Source organism: Paenibacillus amylolyticus (assembly GCF_003719335.1).
Taxonomy (GTDB): Bacteria; Bacillota; Bacilli; order Paenibacillales; family Paenibacillaceae; genus Paenibacillus; species Paenibacillus amylolyticus_D.
This window is the reverse complement of sequence record NZ_RIAS01000014.1, coordinates 63,436-82,520: the sequence shown is the minus strand read 5'-3', so window position 1 is coordinate 82,520 and position 19,085 is coordinate 63,436. Positions and strand designations below refer to the sequence as shown.

Sequence of the window (19,085 nt, the reverse complement as noted above, 5' to 3'; positions counted from 1 at the left end):
AAAACTCAAACGACTATAAAAACGTACGAATTTTGTTCAGACATTCTCTGACAACTTCATCGGAGGCCTTACCAACGGTATCGATTTGACGAGCTTTCAAGTCCAGATTCTTAATTTGATCTGTTAAAATGACCCCATCAAAGTATGACCCTTCTGGCAGCAATACTTCAAACCCCCAGCCTCTTACCGTATGCGTTATAGGACAAACCGAGACAAATCCTGTTGCTTCATTAAATGCTGCTGGCGACAGCACAATAGCGGGCCTTCTACCTGCCTGTTCGTGCCCGGTTTGTGGATTGAAATTGATCCAGACTAAATCTCCCCGTTCAGCACTCATTTAGATTAATTCTTTCCCTTCTCTGCCAAAATCAATTTCATCATGGCGATTTTCTGGTTTGCACTGTGCCAGTAATTCTTCCAAGGTCGGCTTTTTCTTCTGAGGTACCACGATAAGTGTGTTATCATCACTTACAATTAAATCAACTTCCGTTCCTTGGTAAACCTCGATTTTTTCGGCAATATGGCTTGGAATTCGAATCCCTAAACTATTTCCCCATTTCTGCACAGTAGTCGACATAGAAAACCCTCCTTGATTCTGAGATTTTGGATTCATTATATCACGCCCCCACCCTTCCGTATACACATAGTATATACATTTGAAGCGGCAATGATACAGATTAAACATCATATAGATAAATCAGGGCAAACCTACTTCATATGCAGGTTTGCCGTTTTATTTTTATATCATTACGCTTCTAACTAAAAATACAGTCGCGATTCCGTTGTTGCCCATTATTAACCAACATGGGCAACGGCTCGAATCTCCACCCATTGTTCCGGGAATGCCAGATAATTCACCCCAATCATACTCCCCGCCGGTCGATGCTCACCAATATATTGTTTAAACATTTCAATAGCAGTCTCCCCGTGCTCCTTCGCCTGGGTCAAGTAAATTTCAACATATGCGAGATTAGACTTTGTTACACCAAACTGTGCTAATACGGTGTCCAAGTTCTCCAATGTCTGTAACACTTGTGCCTGAATATCACCCTCTCCAACAAAGCTGCCTTCTGCGTTGTGAGAAAATTGTCCAGAGATGTACAGCGTATCGTTGACGCAGTAGCCTTGAGAGATGCCATGATCCCAGAGGTTATGATTGTACGTTTGAATTGTTGTCATATGCCTAGCCCCTTTACTTTAATTTAAGGCTAGTATAGACTGGGCAAAAAGATTAGGATAGTACGCACAATAATGATAGGTACTATCTGAAAGGATAGTGTAAACATGGGCATATCCGACTTTGACAGCGAAAATATGGCTATTCAAGATACACCTTTTGGCTACACTATGTCAGTCATCGGTGGAAAGTGGAAGATGATTATTTTATATCTGCTCGCTGCCAAGCAACCGGTTCGTTTCAATGAAATGCAGCGGCAGATTGGAGCAATTACGTACAAAGTTTTAAGCGCACAGCTCAAGGAGCTTGAGGCTGATGGATTAGTTAAGCGCAAGGAGTATCCGCAGATCCCGCCCAAAGTAGAATATTCACTGACATCGAAAGCACAGACACTCTTACCTGTGCTGGAACAGCTGTGCGAGTGGGGCGAAAAGAATCGTTAAAGTGAGTACGTGGATTCCATATCAGTTGATGTCCCATGTTCGGGATGGAGTTGTTCTATGCTAAACTGAGTATATTCAGTGAGATGGGTGGCAGTCGCTGCACCATTTTATGATCACAAGACACGTTTTAAATCATACGAAAGAAGAGATTGTTAATGGGAAGAAAGCAAACATTTACGGAGACAGAGTTGCTGGATATGACCAAAAAATTGGTGCTTGAGCATGGGTACGACGGTTTCCACCTCAAGCTGCTTTCGCAGCATCTCTCTGGAGCTCGAAGTACCATCTATCAATATTATGCCAATAAAGAGGAAATTGTGGCTGCTTGTATGAAACGAGTCATCGCTAATGTATTGGAACATGCATCAGCTGTTGATGAGTCCGACCCATTAAAAGCACTTGAAGAACTGCTTCTCATTTACGTTGAAGAGGCTGCACTTCATCAGCTTCTAGGGGATGCGAGTAAAATTAATACCTCCAATTCTACTGCGGCAGCGAGAGATCTTGAATTTATTGAAGATGCACATCAGACGCTCAAAAATCAATTATCACGTTTGTTTGAACGCGCTCAGCAGGATAAATCTCTCCGCCAAGATATCCCTCTACCTGTACTTATTGGTGTCTTTTTCAACTTGTTTAATACACCTAACATGATGAACTTGCCTACGGCTGATTGGGGCAGACTACTTTTTCAAACGTGGATTGGAGGAGCCAAGAGCTAAGTTTTCTTCTTGGGTCTAATTTGACACATGTGTCATTTATATTGTTTAATAAGTGAGAACGAGTGTCGCGACACTTCAAATTTGACACAAGTGTCATAAAAAAAGGGGTGAGAGTGTGTTTTTAGCTATAAAAGAATTACTGCATAGCAAATTGAAATTCTTAATGATTATCATTATTTTTGTATTGATCGCTTGGCTGGTATTTATTTTATCTGGTCTAGGCAACGGACTTTCCACGCTGGCTGCATCTACCTTTAAAAATATGAAAGCAGACTATGTCATTTTTGAAGAGGGTTCCCAGTCTTCCATGAGCAAGTCTTTATTGTCTGGTCAACGGGTGCCTGAGGGCGAAAAGCTGCCTAATGTTGAAGCTGCCGCACCCATGGGCAGCACGATGGCGACAGCAATGAAGGGGGAAAGTTCAAAGAATGAAGATAAGGTCGATATTGCTATCATAGGTATTCTTCCAGGAAGCTTTCTAGAACCGAAGGTAGTCGAAGGTCAACCTTTATCACCAAATAACCCTACTGGTGTCGTGGTGAATACTTCCCTTAGAGATGAGGGCTTTAAACTCGGGGACACGTTTCAGTTAGATGGTACAACCGAATCCCTAACTATTATCGGATTTGTGGAGAATGAGACGTATAACCACGTTGCATCCGTATTTACTCCGATCGGTCAATGGCGGAAGATTGCCTTTGCTACTCCAGGTTCCGATAAAGGCTTGGCTGAACCTGTTAATGCCATCATGTTACAAGGCGAAAATATAGATGCAGATGAAATCAATAACAAGTTGTCTGGTACGGATACCGTTACTCGGGACGAAGCTGTACAAGGCATGCCGGGATACAAAGAAGAAAACGGTACGATTCTAATGATGCTTGCGTTTTTGCTCGCTATATCTGCCTTTGTACTGGGTGTATTCTTTTATGTTATCACGATGCAAAAAACAAACCAGTTCGGCATTATGAAGGCTATAGGTGCCAGCAACAAATTTCTCAGTAAAACGATCGTATCGCAAGTATTTGTGCTGTCGGTAACAAGTATTCTGGTCGGTATCTTACTGACTTACGGAACTGCTGCGATTATGCCTAAAGGTATGCCATTCAAGCTGGAGACTAGTCTTGTCGTGACCTATTCCATCATCCTGCTCGTGATTGCGATGTTAAGCTCGTTGGTATCTGTTCGCAAAATTACTAAGATTGATCCGCTCAAAGCGCTCGGGAGGGTTGAATAATGACGAAAGGTCTGCAGATGAAAGAAGTCACGATGATTTACGGTGAAGGAAGTAATCAGATGAAGGCTCTTGATCATGTGTCCTTATCCGTAGAGCCAGGAGAATTTGCTGCTGTCGTTGGACCATCCGGTTCGGGTAAAAGTACGTTCTTGTCCATTGCCGGGGCTATGCTCAAAGCTACCGAGGGAGAAGTTAGACTGAATGGAAATGTGATCTCTACACTTACAGAGAAAAAATTATCTACGATCCGGTTGAGAGAAATCGGCTTTATTATGCAATCATCCAATCTGGTTCCTTATCTCCATGTACTCGACCAACTTCTCGTTGTCAAAAGAATGTCTGGAACGATCCGGAGGGAAGATCAGCAATTCGCCACGAAGCTGCTGGAAGAGCTTGGGCTCGGACAAAAGCTGCGAAAATTCCCAGAGGAATTGTCAGGCGGCGAGAAACAGCGGACAGCCATTGCTCGTGCTCTAATGAATGATCCTAACCTGATCCTGGCAGACGAGCCCACCGCAAGTTTGGATACCAAGCGAGCCCACGAAGTAGTCAGTCTCATGGCACAAGAGGTCAAATCACGCCAAAAAGCGGCTATTATGGTCACGCATGATGAGCGTATGCTTGCCTATTGCGATAAGGTATACCGAATGAATGACGGAGTTTTAACGCTCGCTGCAACGTCTTAGAATAAACTTTTTATGTATTGAAATGAATTAACTCCCCTATATGGTGAAGAGTCAACTCCCTAACTTGGCAGTTGACTCTTCCTATTTTGTGCCAAGTTTCCGATTATCTCGCTCATACCTCACACTTCAGACACTCGATCTAACTCTCACTCATACCTGCTTAGGCTGATGCGGTTTGCTTAATGCTCCTTACTACTTTTTAAGTCACCTTATCCTCTATCCCTCCCCTACAAGTACCATCTCACGCTCATCCTGTGCTGGTCTGCTGCGTCGATAGGCGCTAGGCGACATTCCATTCTGCTTATTAAAAATGCGATTGAACTGCGAAAAGCTGGTGAAGCCACATTGGGCAGCAATATCCGTAATTTTCTCACTCGAATGGAGCAGCATTTGTTGGGCATTTCGAATCCGAGTCATCTGCACATATTCCGTAAACGTGAAGCCTGTGACTTTGTTGAACTGGCGCGATAAATGATGTGCACTGACATAAAATCGTCTGGACACGTCATCCAGTGACATCTCCTGCTGATAGTGGCTGTGAATATAGGATGCAATAGCGTACATTCGCTGGGTCATGGATGATCCTTTTTCCTCACGTACATAACTATTCTCCGCCGCATAACGATGAAGACCACATAGAAACTCAACAAACTTATGATGAATAGCAACCGATTGAATAGGAGATAACTGCTGTGATATTGCAAAAATGTCGTTAAGGGGCGCAAGAACTTCCTTACGCCGTTCTTCCGAGAAGCGGAGAATGGGAACCTGCGCATTAAATATCGTAAACAGCTCGCTGTAACCGTTCTCAAGTCCAGGTACACTTCGAGGAATAGCAAAATTAATCATTAACCGTTTAGTCGGCAAGCCCCTCGGATATTGGGTTTTATGAAGCAGAGCAGGCCGAAGCAACACAATATCATAGGGGTGCATCTCGTATAAACTGCCTTCAATAATATGTGCAGCGGTCCGATCCAGCAAAATGCAAATTTCATAAAAATCGTGAAAATGCTGAAACTCCATATTGAGATCATGCGAACGCTCGTCATAGTCCAGGTAATAATAAAGGGAATCCCCCGGCTGGTTCACATGGATCGCATATCCCTTTTCATATGCCAAAACCGATGATGTCATGGACATGCTCCTTCCCTAGGGCGGGTCTGAAAACGCTGAAGAAAGCAGATTTTGCCGAATTTTCGTTCCAAGCAAGGAAGTTTCCCGCAGGCGTGCCGGGGCACGTCAAGGGGAAATGACGCAGCAGGGGGCGAAAAGGGGGTAAAAGATGCACTTCAGTAGGTTTCAAGACACGCCCTAATCATTCCTACCTTCATTTTAGCATGAAATGCAATAAAAATACGGCATTTTCAGCATACATTACGTAGTTTCGATCATTTCTGATTTGATATGATAAAGTTAAAATGTCAGCGTTTTCAATATTGAAGCGTCTATTGTTGTTGAAGTAACCCTCACAGCTTGTACTTACTAAATACCAAGGTGGGAAACACATATGAAATTGAATTCCTTGTCTACTCGAATCCAAACGATTGTGAAACACTTGGAAAGTGCACGATTAACGTCAAAGACATATATACCCGAGCTTTATCATAAAGAGAGCGGATACCATACATGGGATCTCGTGCATGAAGACCCTTCTTCATGGAACGTGTTCCGCAAAGGGGACGGCTGGGGCGGCAAGGATGTACATAGCTGCTTCAAAACCCGCATTCAGATTCCCGACCATCTGGAAGGAAAAAAGGTCGTCTGCGCCATCGTTACCGGTGCTACAGATATTTGGAACTATGATAACCCGCAGTTTCTGGCCTTCCTGAACGGAGAGCTGATCTGTGGTCTGGATGTGAATCATACCGAGATCGACCTGACTCCTGCTGCTGTCAAAGGGGAAGAGTTTGAACTGGCGCTGTACGCCTATTGCAGTACGTCCGCAGCCGATGTTTTCCTGAACGTATATATTGCCGAGCATCATGAGCCTGTCTCGAATTTGTATTATGACCTGAAGGCTGCACTGGATGCGGCAGACCTTCTGCGCGAGGATGATCTGGAGCGTCTGAAATTGATCGAACAGCTGAACGAAGCTGTAAATCTGCTCGATTTACGCCAGGAAAACAGTGCATCTTTTCACGCATCCGTGCTGAAAGCACGCGAGCATCTGCAAAACCACATCTATGGAGAAACTCGTCCCGATAGTGATCATATCCCGACCGTTCACTGTATTGGTCACACTCATATTGATGTGGCCTGGCTGTGGACGCTGGATCAGACACGGGAAAAGGTTATTCGCAGCTTCGCCAGTGTGCTCTATCTGATGGATAAATTTCCGGAGTACACCTTCATGTCCTCCCAGCCGCAGCTCTATGCATATCTGAAAGCAGACTTCCCGTCTTTATATGAGAAAATCAAAGAAAAAGTTGCCGAAGGACGCTGGGAAGCGGAAGGTTCGATGTGGCTGGAAGCCGATTGTAACCTGATCTCGGGCGAATCGATGATCCGCCAGATTATCTACGGCAAACGTTTCTTCAAGGAAGAATTCGGCGTTGAGAATCGTGTGCTCTGGCTGCCCGATGTATTTGGTTACAGCGCAGCAATGCCGCAGATTATGCGAAAGAGCGGGATCGATTATTTTATGACGACCAAAATTGCCTGGAATGATACCAACCAGATTCCAAACGACACGATGTACTGGAGAGGCATTGACGGTTCTGAGGTTCTGACACATTTCATTACGGCTAAAGACTATATTCCACACCCGGAATTCGGAAAGCACCGTTTCGAGACAACATACAACGGACGTTTTAATGCTTCACAAGTGAAAGGCACCTGGCAGCGATACCAGAACAAAAACATCAACACCGATGTATTGCAATGCTTCGGCTACGGAGACGGCGGAGGTGGGCCAACCGAGGAAATGCTGGAACACGGCAGACGGCTTGAAAAAGGACTTCCCGGCGTACCAACGGTAAAACGTACATTTGTGCGTGAATTTTTTGAAAAGTTAGAGCAGAATTTAGAGGGCGTACATTCAGTCCCACGCTGGTCAGGAGAGTTGTATCTCGAATATCATCGCGGTACGTACACGTCTATGGCTCGTAATAAAAAGTATAACCGTCACAGCGAATTTGCACTGTCCGATGCCGAGCTGTTCTCCATGATTCAACGTCAAGCGGATGCACAAGCTGCCTACCCAACCGACGCATTGGAACACGCTTGGAAGCTAACGATGCTGAATCAGTTCCATGATATTCTGCCAGGCAGCTCCATTGAGCAAGTATACATCGATTCACAGGAGCAGTATGAAGAGGTGTTACGTGTCACCGACGAGTTGAAAAGCAGCGCCTTGAACGGCATTGTGAGCCAGATTACGTCGGACGGCGAAGCCATCGTTGTTTTTAACAGCACCGGCTTTGCACGGACAGACGTGGTGGAACTGCCTACTTTTGCGAATAAAGTAACGGTGTATGATGGAGAGCGTCCTGTACCAAGCCAGAACACACCAGAGGGTGGCCTTGTGTTCCTCGCAGAGAACGTGCCTGCTGCAGGATACAAAACGTTCCGCATCACACCAGATGCCGCCGCTGAACGTAGCAGTGCAGGTGTATCGGTTGCACAGTGGCATTCTGAGCAGCAATCCATCGAGACCCCTTGGTATGATATTCGTCTGAATGAAAGTGCTGAATTTATATCCGTGTGGGACAAGCTGGAGGGGCGTGAACTGCTTCAATCCGGTGAGCGCGGCAATGTGCTGCAAGTATTCGAGGATCGTCCTGCGGAGTATGAGGCATGGAACATAGACGATTATTATGAACAACATATGTGGGAGATTAATAACCTGCAGTCGATGGAATGGGTAGAAAGCGGCCCGGTACGTTCCGTGCTTGAAGTAAAAAGACAATTCCTGGACTCTGTCGTTGAACAAACGATCATTTTCTACGCACATACACGGCGGATTGACTTCCGCACCTTCGTAGACTGGAAACAGGAGCATTTGCTGCTTAAAGTTGCCTTCCCACTTGATATTTGGAGTGAAAAAGCCGTATATGAAATCCAGTACGGTAACGTGGAACGCGCAACACACCGCAATACAAGCTGGGATCAGGCTCGTTTTGAGGTATGTGGTCAGAAATGGGCAGATCTTGCGGAGAGTGGCTACGGGGCCGCCTTGCTGAATGACTGCAAATACGGATATGACATTCACAATTCGGTGATGCGCCTGTCCCTGATCAAGAGCGCAACCTATCCGAATGAAAATGCCGACAAAGAGCAACATGTGTTCACCTACTCCCTCTATCCGCATCAGGGTGATTTCCGTGAGGGACGTGTTATCCAGGCAGCTTATGATCTCAACCGTCCGTTGGTTGGTCTGGAAATTAGTTCACAAACCGGAACATTGCCGGGTACATGGTCGCTCGCTTCTGTGGATCAGGAGAATGTCGTGCTTGAGGTAATCAAAAAAGCCGAGGACAACGATGACATGATCATCCGCGTCTACGAAGCCCATGGCCGCCGCAGCCGTGCTTCCCTGCAATTATCTGAAGGAACAGGCATCACAGCGTACGCATGTGATTTGCTGGAGAACATCGAAGCAGAGTGCCGTGTGGAGAACGCGCGTATTGCTTTTGACATCAAGCCATATGAGATTCTGACGTTCCGTATTTCGCATGCTTCAAACTGATCCACCCTATTCATAAACCGCAGCTAAAATAGCAATAATCATAGCTAAAGAAAGGGCTGCTTCCTGTCATTCCGACATGGAGGCAACCCTTTCTTTGCATTTCAGCTGAAATCCATCCAAAAAAATTGAGAGATGGCTAGGCCTAATCCAATTACATTGGCCACAACAAAAAACCATTTTATTGCTTTTCGATGGACTCGTTCCCCCGTCCATAGACTCCAGGCTGTAACTCCATTGACCATGACCATAATAATCAGTGCAAGCCACCAATTAGCCGCCACTCCTCATCGCCCTCTCCTCACACCAACTTATCAAAATTCCTCATACTCGCTCGGGTCCTGGTTCCACAACCGTCCATCCGGATGATTAAACGAGGCAATAACCTGCATCTCCTCTGCGTTCAGCTCGAAATCAAAAATATCAATATTCTCCTGTTGATGCTGCAAGGAACCTGCCTTAGGAATCGGAATAGAGCCAAGCTGGATATGCCAGCGCAGAATGATCTGTGTAGGCGTTTTGCCGTGCGTTTCTGCAATGCGGACAATATTCTCGTCCTTCAAAATATCCTGTAAAGCATCATTCCCACGTCCGATGGGACTCCAGGATTCGTTCACAATGCCATGCTTTGCATCCTGCTCCCGCTGCTTCGCTTGATCGAAGAAGGGATGCAGTTCGATCTGATTCAGACTTGGCGCGACGCCCGTCTCCTGTACCAGCCGTTCATTATGCTCAGGCAGGAAGTTGCTGACACCAACGGAGCGGATGTACCCGCGTTTTTTCGCTTCAATTAAAGCCTGCCATGCCTCTACATACATATCCTGCTTGGGATTAGGCCAGTGGATCAGATACAGGTCATAATAGTCCAGATCGGCTCTGTACAATGATTCCTGAATCGCGACCAACGCTTTGTCATAGGCATGATATCTGCCCGGCAGTTTGGAGGTAATGAGCAGTTCCTCTCTCGCGATGGAGCTTTGTTTGATTGCTCTACCAACGGTAGCTTCATTTTCATAATTGTACGCTGTATCAATCAAGCGATACCCTGCATCAAACGCAGACGCAATGGATTGAACCCCTGCTTCCCCTTTCAAACTGTACGTACCAAATCCAATCGCAGGCACTTTCAAGCCATCATTCAACGTGTACTCCGGGATATGATTCATTCGAGAACTCTCCTTTGCAAAAGGTAGTATAATCCTTCCTGAATAAGACTGGAAATATAAAGCATTCTCTCGTTATTCTACCCCTTCACGCCGGCTTGAATCAATGTAAACTATGTGTAGCCTGGATGACATTCTGGCTAACCAGACTTATTGAGCTTTTTCAATCAATAATTCCGTAATAATGTCCAGCTGCTTCTCGACCGCGACAGGGTCACTTGGCAGGAATTGATCGAAATCAATCGAGTACACATGTCCCGATTTCCCTGCTGGTGAAGCGTCAATAAGCTTCTGCATAGCCTTGAGCTTGCTCTCCGCTCCCTTGTTCACCGCAAGGAACAGACGATCACCGATATAATCGGGAATCACCTCGCTGGAAATCTCCCACGTATCGCCATGGATTACATCTGAATCAACCTTCGCCGCTGGTTTCAGACCCAGGTATTTGTATAAAATGTTGCCTCCCATATTGGTATCTCCGTATACAAACACGGCATCTGGGCGTACGTTTAATATGGAGAACGTTTCGTCAGCTTTCACATAAGGTTTGATTTTTTCCTTATATTCAGCGATTTTGGCTGTGAAATTGGCTTTCCATTGCTTCGCTTCTTCTTGTTTTCCGAGAATATCGCCAAACATCTCCACATCTTTGAGGGGATCGTTATACTGCTCGACCACAATCGTTGGCGCAATCTGCTTCAGCGCATCATATCCACCCTCTACAGCTTCAGCAAATGCAGCCGTAGTTACGATCAAGTCCGGCTCCAGCGACAAAATTTTCTCTGCATCCGGTGGAACGCCAACATCGGTAATACCCGTCTTGTCGCTGATATGTGGATTATCCAGAATATATGTCGTTGTGCCCACTGGCTTCACGCCAAGTGCCATAAGCTCACCCAGATGAAAGAAGCTGACAACACGCTGTGGATGCACAGGGATGGCTGTTTCGCCTTTTAAGTGTTTATAAATCCTCGTTTCGGCGACAGTGCTGTCTGATGCGGTCGTTGCAGCTGTTTGGCTTGCGGACTCTTGAGCCGCAGTCCCTCCTGTAGAATGGCTTGCCTGACATGCACTGAGAATCAACGATGTACATAATACCATCATGGCTCCAAAGGCAGGTCTTGAAAATCGAAACATGGATGTATCCCCTTCCTCATTCCATTGATAATAAGACTCATTCTCATTATGAGAATCAAAGGGAAGGGAGACAATGGACGATTCCAAACGGCATAATGGATTATTCTGAACCTGAGCGGCTTGCTGATGTTCCGCGCGAAATTGAAGCGGGGAACGACCGGTGTGTTTTTTGAATAATCGACTGAAATAATATACATCTGCATAGCCTACCTTGCTTGCAACATCCTGAATCCGTGCATCCGAATTCAACAGTAGCTGCTTGGCCCGGTGCACACGCTCATGAATCAGATACTCGATTGGCCCCAGTCCGATCTGGTTGCGGAATAAACGCGATAAATAACTCGTGCTGCAATGATATCTGCCTGCCAGTTTCTCCGCTGTAATGGACTCCCTATAGTGCGCTTGAATATATTGGATTGCCTCGGTAACGATGTTGGGTTTAGTACTCTCTGTATTCACAAGTGTCTGTAGCTTTTGGCTCAAAACCTCGTACACCAATGGCAAAAAGATCGATTGGGCTTGTAGCCGATCTAAAAGCTCATTGCTGTTCCAGTGCCGTTCCATCGCTTCACATTTTTCCTGAATCGGCAGTATCGCGTTTGGTGCAAATCCATAAGAATGAGCCAAGTTCTCATGACCCTCTGATGATGCAGACAACGCTGTATATAAAACCAGATATCCGGCCCATTCCTGATGATGATCTGGCACTTCAAAACTCGTATTCTTCTCCTCTCCTCCATGGAAAATGTAAGGTGAGCGGCAATGAACAAATTCATCCGACACCCTCACTCCGATCTCTCCATATGTAAGAATAAAGAAAAAACCCGTATGTGCTTCAAACTCGGACAGATCTGGAACTGCCTCATGTTGTGCACGATAAGACCGAATACATTGCAACCGCACGGCTGATCGACACCACTGCTCAATATGAGCATTACATTCCGTAGAGCTCTTCACTTACATCTCCCCCTGCCTGTAACTGTTCCCGAATCTTGCCTCGCATCATTCTACGTCTTCAAAATATGCCCTATTATATCACAGACAAAAAGCCATCAACTTGTGAGGTCAATGGCTTTTATAATGATCTTCTGAGCTACGTAGAGAAAATATATGGAACTACATACTGGAGCTATTTGGAGTTATATCATGAAACGATGCAAGAATTGGAGAGTCACTCCCATAAAAGTACTTGATGGATAGGATACCTCATTAATATTCTCGCACATATTCTTTATTTTCCTTGAGCTGTACAATGTCATGCCCTGTTGGATTCTGGAAGGCACGCAGCCCGAACGTTGATGCGACTGCGAAGATATGATCAAAAATATCCGCCTGCACATTCTCATACACAGCCCAGTTGGTGTCATTGCTGAACGCATAAATTTCGAGAGGTAGTCCGCGATCCTCCGAAGCAAGCTGTCTCACAATCATCGTCATATCCTTATTGATCTTCGGATGATGTCGCAAATATTGATGAATATATTCACGGAACACACCGATGTTAGTGAGTTGTCTGCCATTCACATTACTTTCTCGATTCACCTGATGCTCTACGTTGTACGCTTCTATTTCTTTTAATTTCGACGTTACATAATCGGTTAGATAGTGGATTTTTTCGAACTCAGCCACCATCTCTTCGTCACAAAAACGGATACTGCTGATATCGATAAAAATGCTCCGCTTAATTCGTCTACCGCCGGACACTTGCATGCCTCTCCAGTTTCGGAACGAGTCAGAGATCAGCGCATAACTCGGAATCATGGTGATCGTCTTATCAAAATTCATGACCTTCACCGTGTTCAGCGTAATGTCGATCACATCGCCGTCCGCATTGTATTTCGGCATCTCAATCCAGTCGCCTACTCGCACCATATCATTGGACGACAGTTGCACACCTGCGACCAGACCCAGAATAGAATCTTTGAAGATGAGCATCATTACTGCTGATAACGCACCCAATCCACTGAGGATGATTAACGGATTCTGTCCGACCAGACTGGAAATGACGATAATACCGCCAATGATAAACAGCACAATTTTAGCTACCTGAATATAACTCTTGATCGGGCGGATTTTAGACACTTCATAAGTACGATAGATATCATCAAACACGTTAAGCAACGCATTCAGTACCGTAATCATGATGACAATCATGTAGGTCATGGCTGCTTTTTCAATCAAACCCTGATAACTTGGGAAAATATAAGCCGTGTAATAGATAATAATTGCGGGAACGAGATGAGATAGTCGCTGGAACAGCTTTTTCTGAACAACGATATGCCCCCATTTGAACCGGTTATGGCTCACAATCCGATGCACGGTTTTAAGTACAATTCGTTTAGCAATATAGTTGGCAATCATTGAGATCAGCGCAATAAAAATAATCATAATTACATTCGAAACATACCCGATGGAGGGTTCAGTCATACCGAGTTCCTCTAACTGGTTTCTGATAAAATCCATAGTTTCCTCCTGACGCAGTCTAGTCTAGCATACTATTATAGAGTAGATTATAGTGTGAAGTAAAATGATCCTCTCTTTAAAGAAACTGAAAGGAATGGGATTCGGTGATGAACTCAACTACAGCAAATGGCCCATCATCTTTGGTTTTTGCCCTCTTGCATATTAGACAGCTCTACGGGCAGGAAATCCATAACTCTCGCTATGACAGCCATACGCTCATTTACATCAACTCAGGGCGAGGCACAATTAATTGGAATGGACATCCGCCCTACGCTATCCGCCCAGGCAGTTGCTTCCTGTTCTCACCAGGGTCTACATATACACTTTACCCGGAAAAGGATGCTTCCCCTCTACAAGGTTATGAGATTACCTTCGATGGGATACGTATTCTGGAAGCCTACCATGCCAAAGGGCAGCTACGACGAGTACCGGCTATCTTTCCGTTTGAAGGAGAAATTAACTGGTACAAGCAGCCGCAGATTAGTGAAATGTTAGATCGGCTGTATGCGCAGCGTGGGCCAGCAGATGATCATCAGGAATTTCAGAGACAACGGCTTTTCCTTGATCTTCTGGATCATGTCTGGGAGCAAGCAGGAGGTATGGAAACAACACCGCCCATCATCAACCCGGCAATTCAACGATCCATTCTCTATATGGAACAGCAATACGATCAGGAACTGACCCGAGAGCAGCTTGCTCTAATTGCTGACATGAGTCCAGGATATTATTCTTCTCTATTTCGTAAAGAAACAGGTAAAAGTCCCATGGATATGCTGGCTGAAATTCGAATTAAGCACGCCAAACAAATGCTCGTTACTTCTGAAAACCCGATACGTGATATTGCTCAGGCCGTAGGATTCAGTAATCAGTACTATTTCAGTACACGGTTTAAACAAGTGGTTGGCTTATCGCCTTCAGCCTACGTGCAACGCAATCATGAACAGGGCATCGCCAGTTCGTTGTTATACACTTCTTATCTGTGTCCTTCATTCTCACTCATTGAATATGGAGCAAAGAAGCCGCAGCGGTTGATTGGCCTTTTCCTGGAAGATTATTTGACAGTGCTGGGTATCCAACCGATGGTTCAATATACTCGTTCTGGTTACTCCCAGAGATACTTATCTGGATTTTTGGGTGGAGTGCAACAACTGGATGTTAGCCAGATGGATTTCGGCCTCCTTCGGAGCATGCGTCCGGATATGATCTTGCTAGGATTCCCCGATTTTGCCGCCGATGGACGGTATGAGCAGTTTGCTGAAATCGCACCTACCTACGTGTTTCAACGAGCAGGGGTAAACTGGAGATCCACTCTGATGAGTATCGCGAGTCTGGTTCATCGAGAGCAGGAAGCTATTCAAGCCATCAAACGTTATGATGAAAAAACGTTGCAGGCAAAACGGGAACTTGCAGATCTTCTTGGAGGAGAGACCGTAGCACTACTCCGTTTTCATTTCAGAGAGGGGTTATGTTTATATGGAGGTTCAGAGGGTTACACCGGTTCTGTTCTTTACGAGGACTTGGGCTTAACGATGCCTCCCCTCCTAAAAGAATGGTCGCGTACCGGCTCAAACTCAGTTATTCCCATCAGGCCAGAGACTTTAAGTCAGCTTGACGCAGATCATTTGCTTGTGATTGTGGATGATGCTCAGATTGAGCAAGCTCAGAAGTTGCATCAGAGTGATCATTGGAATGTACTTCGTGCGGTAAAGCACAATCAGGTGTACAGGGGAACAACAGATATCTGGATGACATTTGGACTCATTGCTCATGAACAGAAAATAAAACATCTATTAGAATCCATCCGCAAGCTTAAAAAATCTACCTTAGAGTAACGCTAACCGAATCAGAACGGACAATCTCATAAATGAAATCTAACAATCCTGTATGGTGACTACTTCAATGCTCATGATAAGATTTATATGAGAATGATAATCTTTATCAAATTGGAGGATGCAACATGAGCAACATACGTCACCACATACTGCTATGCTTTCTGATATTTATGCTGGCAGCTCTAACTGCGTGTGGTAATTCAAATTCGACTGGTTCTGCTACAGATCAAACAACAACAGCATCTGCCGAAACGCAAGCAACAAATACAGAAGCAGATCAAGCTCAGGTGAATACATTCAAGCATAACTTCGGGAGTGCTGAGGTCCCTGCACATCCCGAGCGAATTGCAGGTTTATATTTGGAGGACTACCTGACAGCCTTGGGGATCAAACCCGTGACACAGACCGTTATCGGATCATTTTCACTAAAATATTTGCAATCCGAAATCGGGGATCTACCTAAAGTAGATACGAGTGCGCTCGATTTTGAGGCTATGCTCTCGGCTAGACCTGATTTGATCTTGCTTGCTTTCCCCACCTATGCGAATGATGGAAATTACGACAAATTTTCTAGTATCGCACCGACCTATGTGTTTGGACCAGAGGCTCCCGATCAATGGAGAGAAACAATGGTTACCATTGGTGAACTGACCGGCAAACAGACGGAAGCGCAAAAAGTACTGAGCGACTATGAGAGCAAAGTACAGGATGCGAAGGCGAAGCTTCAAGCGGCTCTGGGGGATGAGACCGTAGGTTTCGTACGTATACGCAGTAACAAGGAGATTCGGCTGTATGGCGGACCTGGAGGGTATGTGGGCAATGTTCTCTATACGGATCTGGGATTGAATCCCCCACAGATTGCCAAAGATTTGGCTTGGGGCGAGGGTAACAGTATGGCTGTCGTCTCTTTGGAAGTCATCCCCGAGATTCAGGCAGACCATCTGTTTATTACCTACGATGAAGGCGGCAAAGAACTGGCACAGGAGTTAATCAACAGCAGCATCTGGAAATCACTCCCCGCAGTCAAAAACAACCATGTCTACGAGGTCAGCATGGATCACTGGATGACCTTTGGGCCTATTGCCTACAACAAGAAAGTTGATGATGTGTTGCAAGCACTGGTTACATCACCATAATGTGCTTAAGAGGCTTGTATGCTTAAAATCAGGAGGGAATATATATTGGAATCCGAATCCTATCAATTCATTGAAAAGACGATTCGTGAACGTCGTACCGTTAATCAATTTACGGGTGAGAATGTACCTGTATCACTCATTATGGAGTTGCTGGATGCTGCCGTGTGGGCACCATTTCATTCCCGAAAGGAACCATGGCGCTTCCTAATGTTCGTTAACGAGGGACGGAAGCAATTCTCGGATGCTGTTCTTGCTACATATCCAGCGGATAAACGTGAACAATATGGCGAACGAGTAGAACAAGCTTACTGTTCCGAAGTTCCTGTTCACCTGCTCGTGCTCATCGACGAAGAACCACGATGGAAGGAATGGGAAGAAGCCCTCTCTGCCACAAGTGCTCTGATTCAGAATCTGCAGCTACTCGCTTGGGAACGCGATATTGGGGTAGTCTGGAAAACAAATGATTACAACTGGAGCCCTGTATTTCGGGAGGCTGTTGGTGTAAAGCCAGGCCAAAAGGTGGTTGGCACGCTACACATGGGTTACTTTGACAAGTCGAAGGTTCGACGCCCAAGGCCACGAACAGCCGTATCCGAGTTGTTAACACTGGTAGACTCCTAAAAAGATGATGTTACGCACATTGAATTATAAAAGGCGGGCAACAATTACAGATTAAAATAAAATACTCCCCATATACATTACAGATGTGTGAGACTGATCTGTCCAATGGTATGGGGAGTATTTTTCGTTTATGATCTGCTTTTTATCCGATTGTGACTGACACTATTCCATTCTTAACAATTCGCTCACCGTAACTAACCGATACCCCTCAGCCGTCAGTTCTTCCACCAGCACACGCACGGCCTCTACGGTCTGGGAACGATCCCCGTATCCATCATGGAAGATCAATACACTGCCGGGTTCTACCACGGAACGGGTATGCTCCAAAATGTGTTCAACCCCGGGATTGTCCCAATCCTGTGCACCACCGTTCACCGCACCAATCGTCCGGTAGCCGCGCTCCGCAGCCAGAACCAGAATGTCCTCATTCACGCCAAAATAAGGCGGACGGAAGCTGCGGGCAGCATTGCCCGTAACTTCTTGAACAAGGCGCTCTGCTTGCAGCAATTCCTCCCCTGCCTCTTCCAGCGTAATTTCGGTCAGGTTCGGATGGGTGTATGTATGATTGGCGATCTCATGCCCTTCACGGTGCACCTGAGCCGCAATCTCCGGATATGCCTCCATCTCCTTGCCAATCATAAAAAATGTCGCATGCCCGCCTGCACGGCGGAAAATATCCAGCACTTGATGGGTATACACCGGATGCGGACCATCATCAAACGTAAAAGCTACAACCTTTTCCTGTACAGATACCTGCTCAACTAACTGCGCCATCATGTAACCCCATTCCCCTCTCGGACTGCTCAGTTCAACTCTCCCTTATTATTCCACGGCTGTAAGCCGGGGTCTAGTCCATATAAGTTGAACTTATATAGTAATCACACTGTCACAAAGCTAACCTTTAATCGCACCCGCAATCATGCTCTTCTGTACCTGTTTGTTCAGCAGCAGATAGATTACAACCGTCGGTACTGTCGTAATCATTAGACCCGCGCCAATGATGCCCCACTGCGTAATGTACGTTCCAACCATGGACATCATGCCCACCGTCAGCGTTTGATACGCCGTATTGTTAATAAACGTGACCGCAAACATCAGCTCATTCCAGCACGACAAAAATGTAAATATCGCTACCGTGGAGATCGCCGGAGTTACAAGTGGCAAAATAATGGAGAAAAACGTGCGGTAAATTCCGCATCCGTCTATAACGGCGGACTCCTCCATCTCTCTCGGGATACCTTTGAAAAAGCTACCCAGGATGAAGACCGCCATCGGAATGCCGAAGGCTACATAGGGAATGATCAAGGCCCAGTAGCTATTGAGCAGACTCAGGTTTTTCAAAATAATAAATAATGGCAGTAGCGCCGCATGAATCGGCACCATCATGCCCATGAGTATCATCGTCATCGTTAGCCCGCTAAGTTTCCAGTTCATTCTTGTGATCGCGTATCCCGTCATAGAGGACAGGATTAACACCAGAATAATGGAGACCGCCGTGACCAACACGCTATTCATAAAATAGTTCAGTACATGCCCGTCAGACAGTGCCTTGGTGTAGTTGCTCCATAGAAAAGCTTTGGGCAGCCCTGCCACGTCACCGCTGAAAATTTCACTGTTATCCTTCAGGGAAAACAGTGCCAGCCAGATCAGCGGATAAATCTGAATGACGGCGATCAGGATCAGAAACGCCTGCAGTAGCACTTTGCCGATAGCTCCGGTGAGGGAGCGCCGAGGCTGGGGCTTTTTTTGCAACATGATATTGTTAACCGTACTCATACGTCTTC

At 45.7% G+C, this 19,085-nt stretch carries 18 protein-coding genes; 8 read left to right on the top strand and 10 right to left on the bottom strand.

The features are described 5' to 3' along the window. Positions 1 to 13 precede the first annotated feature (13 nt). From EC604_RS22080 to EC604_RS22070, 3 genes are all read right to left on the bottom strand, one after another. Entirely contained in the window at positions 14 to 337 is a 324-nt protein-coding gene (locus EC604_RS22080; protein ID WP_123066203.1) for a type II toxin-antitoxin system PemK/MazF family toxin, read from the bottom strand. Beyond that, a complete protein-coding gene (locus EC604_RS22075; protein ID WP_240037094.1) occupies positions 338 to 577 on the bottom strand; it encodes an AbrB/MazE/SpoVT family DNA-binding domain-containing protein in 240 nt (79 codons plus the stop codon). A gap of 218 nt (positions 578 to 795) precedes the next feature. Further along, positions 796 to 1,179: a RidA family protein gene (locus EC604_RS22070; protein ID WP_123066201.1), complete on the bottom strand. Its 384-nt coding sequence runs from the start codon at positions 1,177 to 1,179 to the stop codon at positions 796 to 798. A gap of 105 nt (positions 1,180 to 1,284) precedes the next feature. Here EC604_RS22070 and EC604_RS22065 point away from each other — a divergent pair, with 105 nt between their 5' ends. The 4 genes from EC604_RS22065 to EC604_RS22050 all read left to right on the top strand — a co-directional run bounded on the left by EC604_RS22065 (position 1,285) and on the right by EC604_RS22050 (position 4,265). Continuing rightward, positions 1,285 to 1,620 (top strand): winged helix-turn-helix transcriptional regulator, encoded by a 336-nt coding sequence (locus EC604_RS22065; RefSeq protein ID WP_123066200.1) that lies wholly within the window; start codon positions 1,285 to 1,287, stop codon positions 1,618 to 1,620. 155 nt (positions 1,621 to 1,775) lie between these two features. Beyond that, positions 1,776 to 2,342 (top strand): TetR/AcrR family transcriptional regulator, encoded by a 567-nt coding sequence (locus tag EC604_RS22060; RefSeq protein ID WP_123066199.1) that lies wholly within the window; start codon positions 1,776 to 1,778, stop codon positions 2,340 to 2,342. Positions 2,343 to 2,457: 115 nt separating this feature from the next. Continuing rightward, positions 2,458 to 3,579 (top strand): ABC transporter permease, encoded by a 1,122-nt coding sequence (locus EC604_RS22055; protein ID WP_123066198.1) that lies wholly within the window; start codon positions 2,458 to 2,460, stop codon positions 3,577 to 3,579. After that, positions 3,579 to 4,265: an ABC transporter ATP-binding protein gene (locus EC604_RS22050; RefSeq protein ID WP_123066197.1), complete on the top strand. Its 687-nt coding sequence runs from the start codon at positions 3,579 to 3,581 to the stop codon at positions 4,263 to 4,265. The genes EC604_RS22055 and EC604_RS22050 overlap by 1 nt, the downstream gene beginning before the upstream one ends. Positions 4,266 to 4,481: 216 nt before the next feature. Here the strand turns inward: EC604_RS22050 and EC604_RS22045 are convergent, their stop codons facing one another. Next, positions 4,482 to 5,399, bottom strand: a complete 918-nt coding sequence (locus tag EC604_RS22045) for an AraC family transcriptional regulator (RefSeq protein ID WP_123066196.1) — start codon at positions 5,397 to 5,399, stop codon at positions 4,482 to 4,484. Between the two features lie 373 nt (positions 5,400 to 5,772). On the opposite strand from EC604_RS22045, the gene EC604_RS22040 reads away from it, so the two are divergent. After that, entirely contained in the window at positions 5,773 to 8,952 is a 3,180-nt protein-coding gene (locus EC604_RS22040) for an alpha-mannosidase (RefSeq protein WP_123066195.1), read from the top strand. Between the two features lie 101 nt (positions 8,953 to 9,053). Here EC604_RS22040 and EC604_RS22035 read toward each other — a convergent pair whose 3' ends face one another. From EC604_RS22035 to EC604_RS22020, 4 genes are all read right to left on the bottom strand, one after another. Next, positions 9,054 to 9,233, bottom strand: a complete 180-nt coding sequence (locus tag EC604_RS22035; protein WP_123066194.1) for a hypothetical protein — start codon at positions 9,231 to 9,233, stop codon at positions 9,054 to 9,056. Between the two features lie 30 nt (positions 9,234 to 9,263). Next, complete coding sequence (locus tag EC604_RS22030) at positions 9,264 to 10,115, bottom strand: aldo/keto reductase (protein WP_123066193.1); 852 nt, start codon at positions 10,113 to 10,115, stop codon at positions 9,264 to 9,266. Between the two features lie 147 nt (positions 10,116 to 10,262). Further along, complete coding sequence (locus EC604_RS22025; protein WP_123066192.1) at positions 10,263 to 12,206, bottom strand: AraC family transcriptional regulator; 1,944 nt, start codon at positions 12,204 to 12,206, stop codon at positions 10,263 to 10,265. A gap of 252 nt (positions 12,207 to 12,458) precedes the next feature. Next, positions 12,459 to 13,712: a mechanosensitive ion channel family protein gene (locus EC604_RS22020; RefSeq protein ID WP_123066191.1), complete on the bottom strand. Its 1,254-nt coding sequence runs from the start codon at positions 13,710 to 13,712 to the stop codon at positions 12,459 to 12,461. A gap of 107 nt (positions 13,713 to 13,819) precedes the next feature. On the opposite strand from EC604_RS22020, the gene EC604_RS22015 reads away from it, so the two are divergent. The 3 genes from EC604_RS22015 to EC604_RS22005 all read left to right on the top strand — a co-directional run bounded on the left by EC604_RS22015 (position 13,820) and on the right by EC604_RS22005 (position 17,301). Beyond that, positions 13,820 to 15,544, top strand: a complete 1,725-nt coding sequence (locus tag EC604_RS22015) for a helix-turn-helix domain-containing protein (protein ID WP_123066190.1) — start codon at positions 13,820 to 13,822, stop codon at positions 15,542 to 15,544. 125 nt (positions 15,545 to 15,669) lie between these two features. Next, a complete protein-coding gene (locus EC604_RS22010) occupies positions 15,670 to 16,680 on the top strand; it encodes an ABC transporter substrate-binding protein (protein WP_123066189.1) in 1,011 nt (336 codons plus the stop codon). A 45-nt stretch (positions 16,681 to 16,725) separates the two neighbouring features. After that, positions 16,726 to 17,301 (top strand): nitroreductase family protein, encoded by a 576-nt coding sequence (locus EC604_RS22005; RefSeq protein WP_240037092.1) that lies wholly within the window; start codon positions 16,726 to 16,728, stop codon positions 17,299 to 17,301. Positions 17,302 to 17,463: 162 nt separating this feature from the next. On the opposite strand, the gene EC604_RS22000 is transcribed toward EC604_RS22005, so the two are convergent. Both EC604_RS22000 and EC604_RS21995 read right to left on the bottom strand, forming a co-directional pair. Beyond that, entirely contained in the window at positions 17,464 to 18,078 is a 615-nt protein-coding gene (locus EC604_RS22000; RefSeq protein ID WP_240037090.1) for a polysaccharide deacetylase family protein, read from the bottom strand. 117 nt (positions 18,079 to 18,195) lie between these two features. Beyond that, the gene (locus EC604_RS21995; RefSeq protein WP_205127943.1) at positions 18,196 to 19,077 is read right to left on the bottom strand and encodes a carbohydrate ABC transporter permease; all 882 of its coding nucleotides are present in this window, start codon (positions 19,075 to 19,077) and stop codon (positions 18,196 to 18,198) included. Between the last annotated feature and the right edge of the window lie 8 nt (positions 19,078 to 19,085).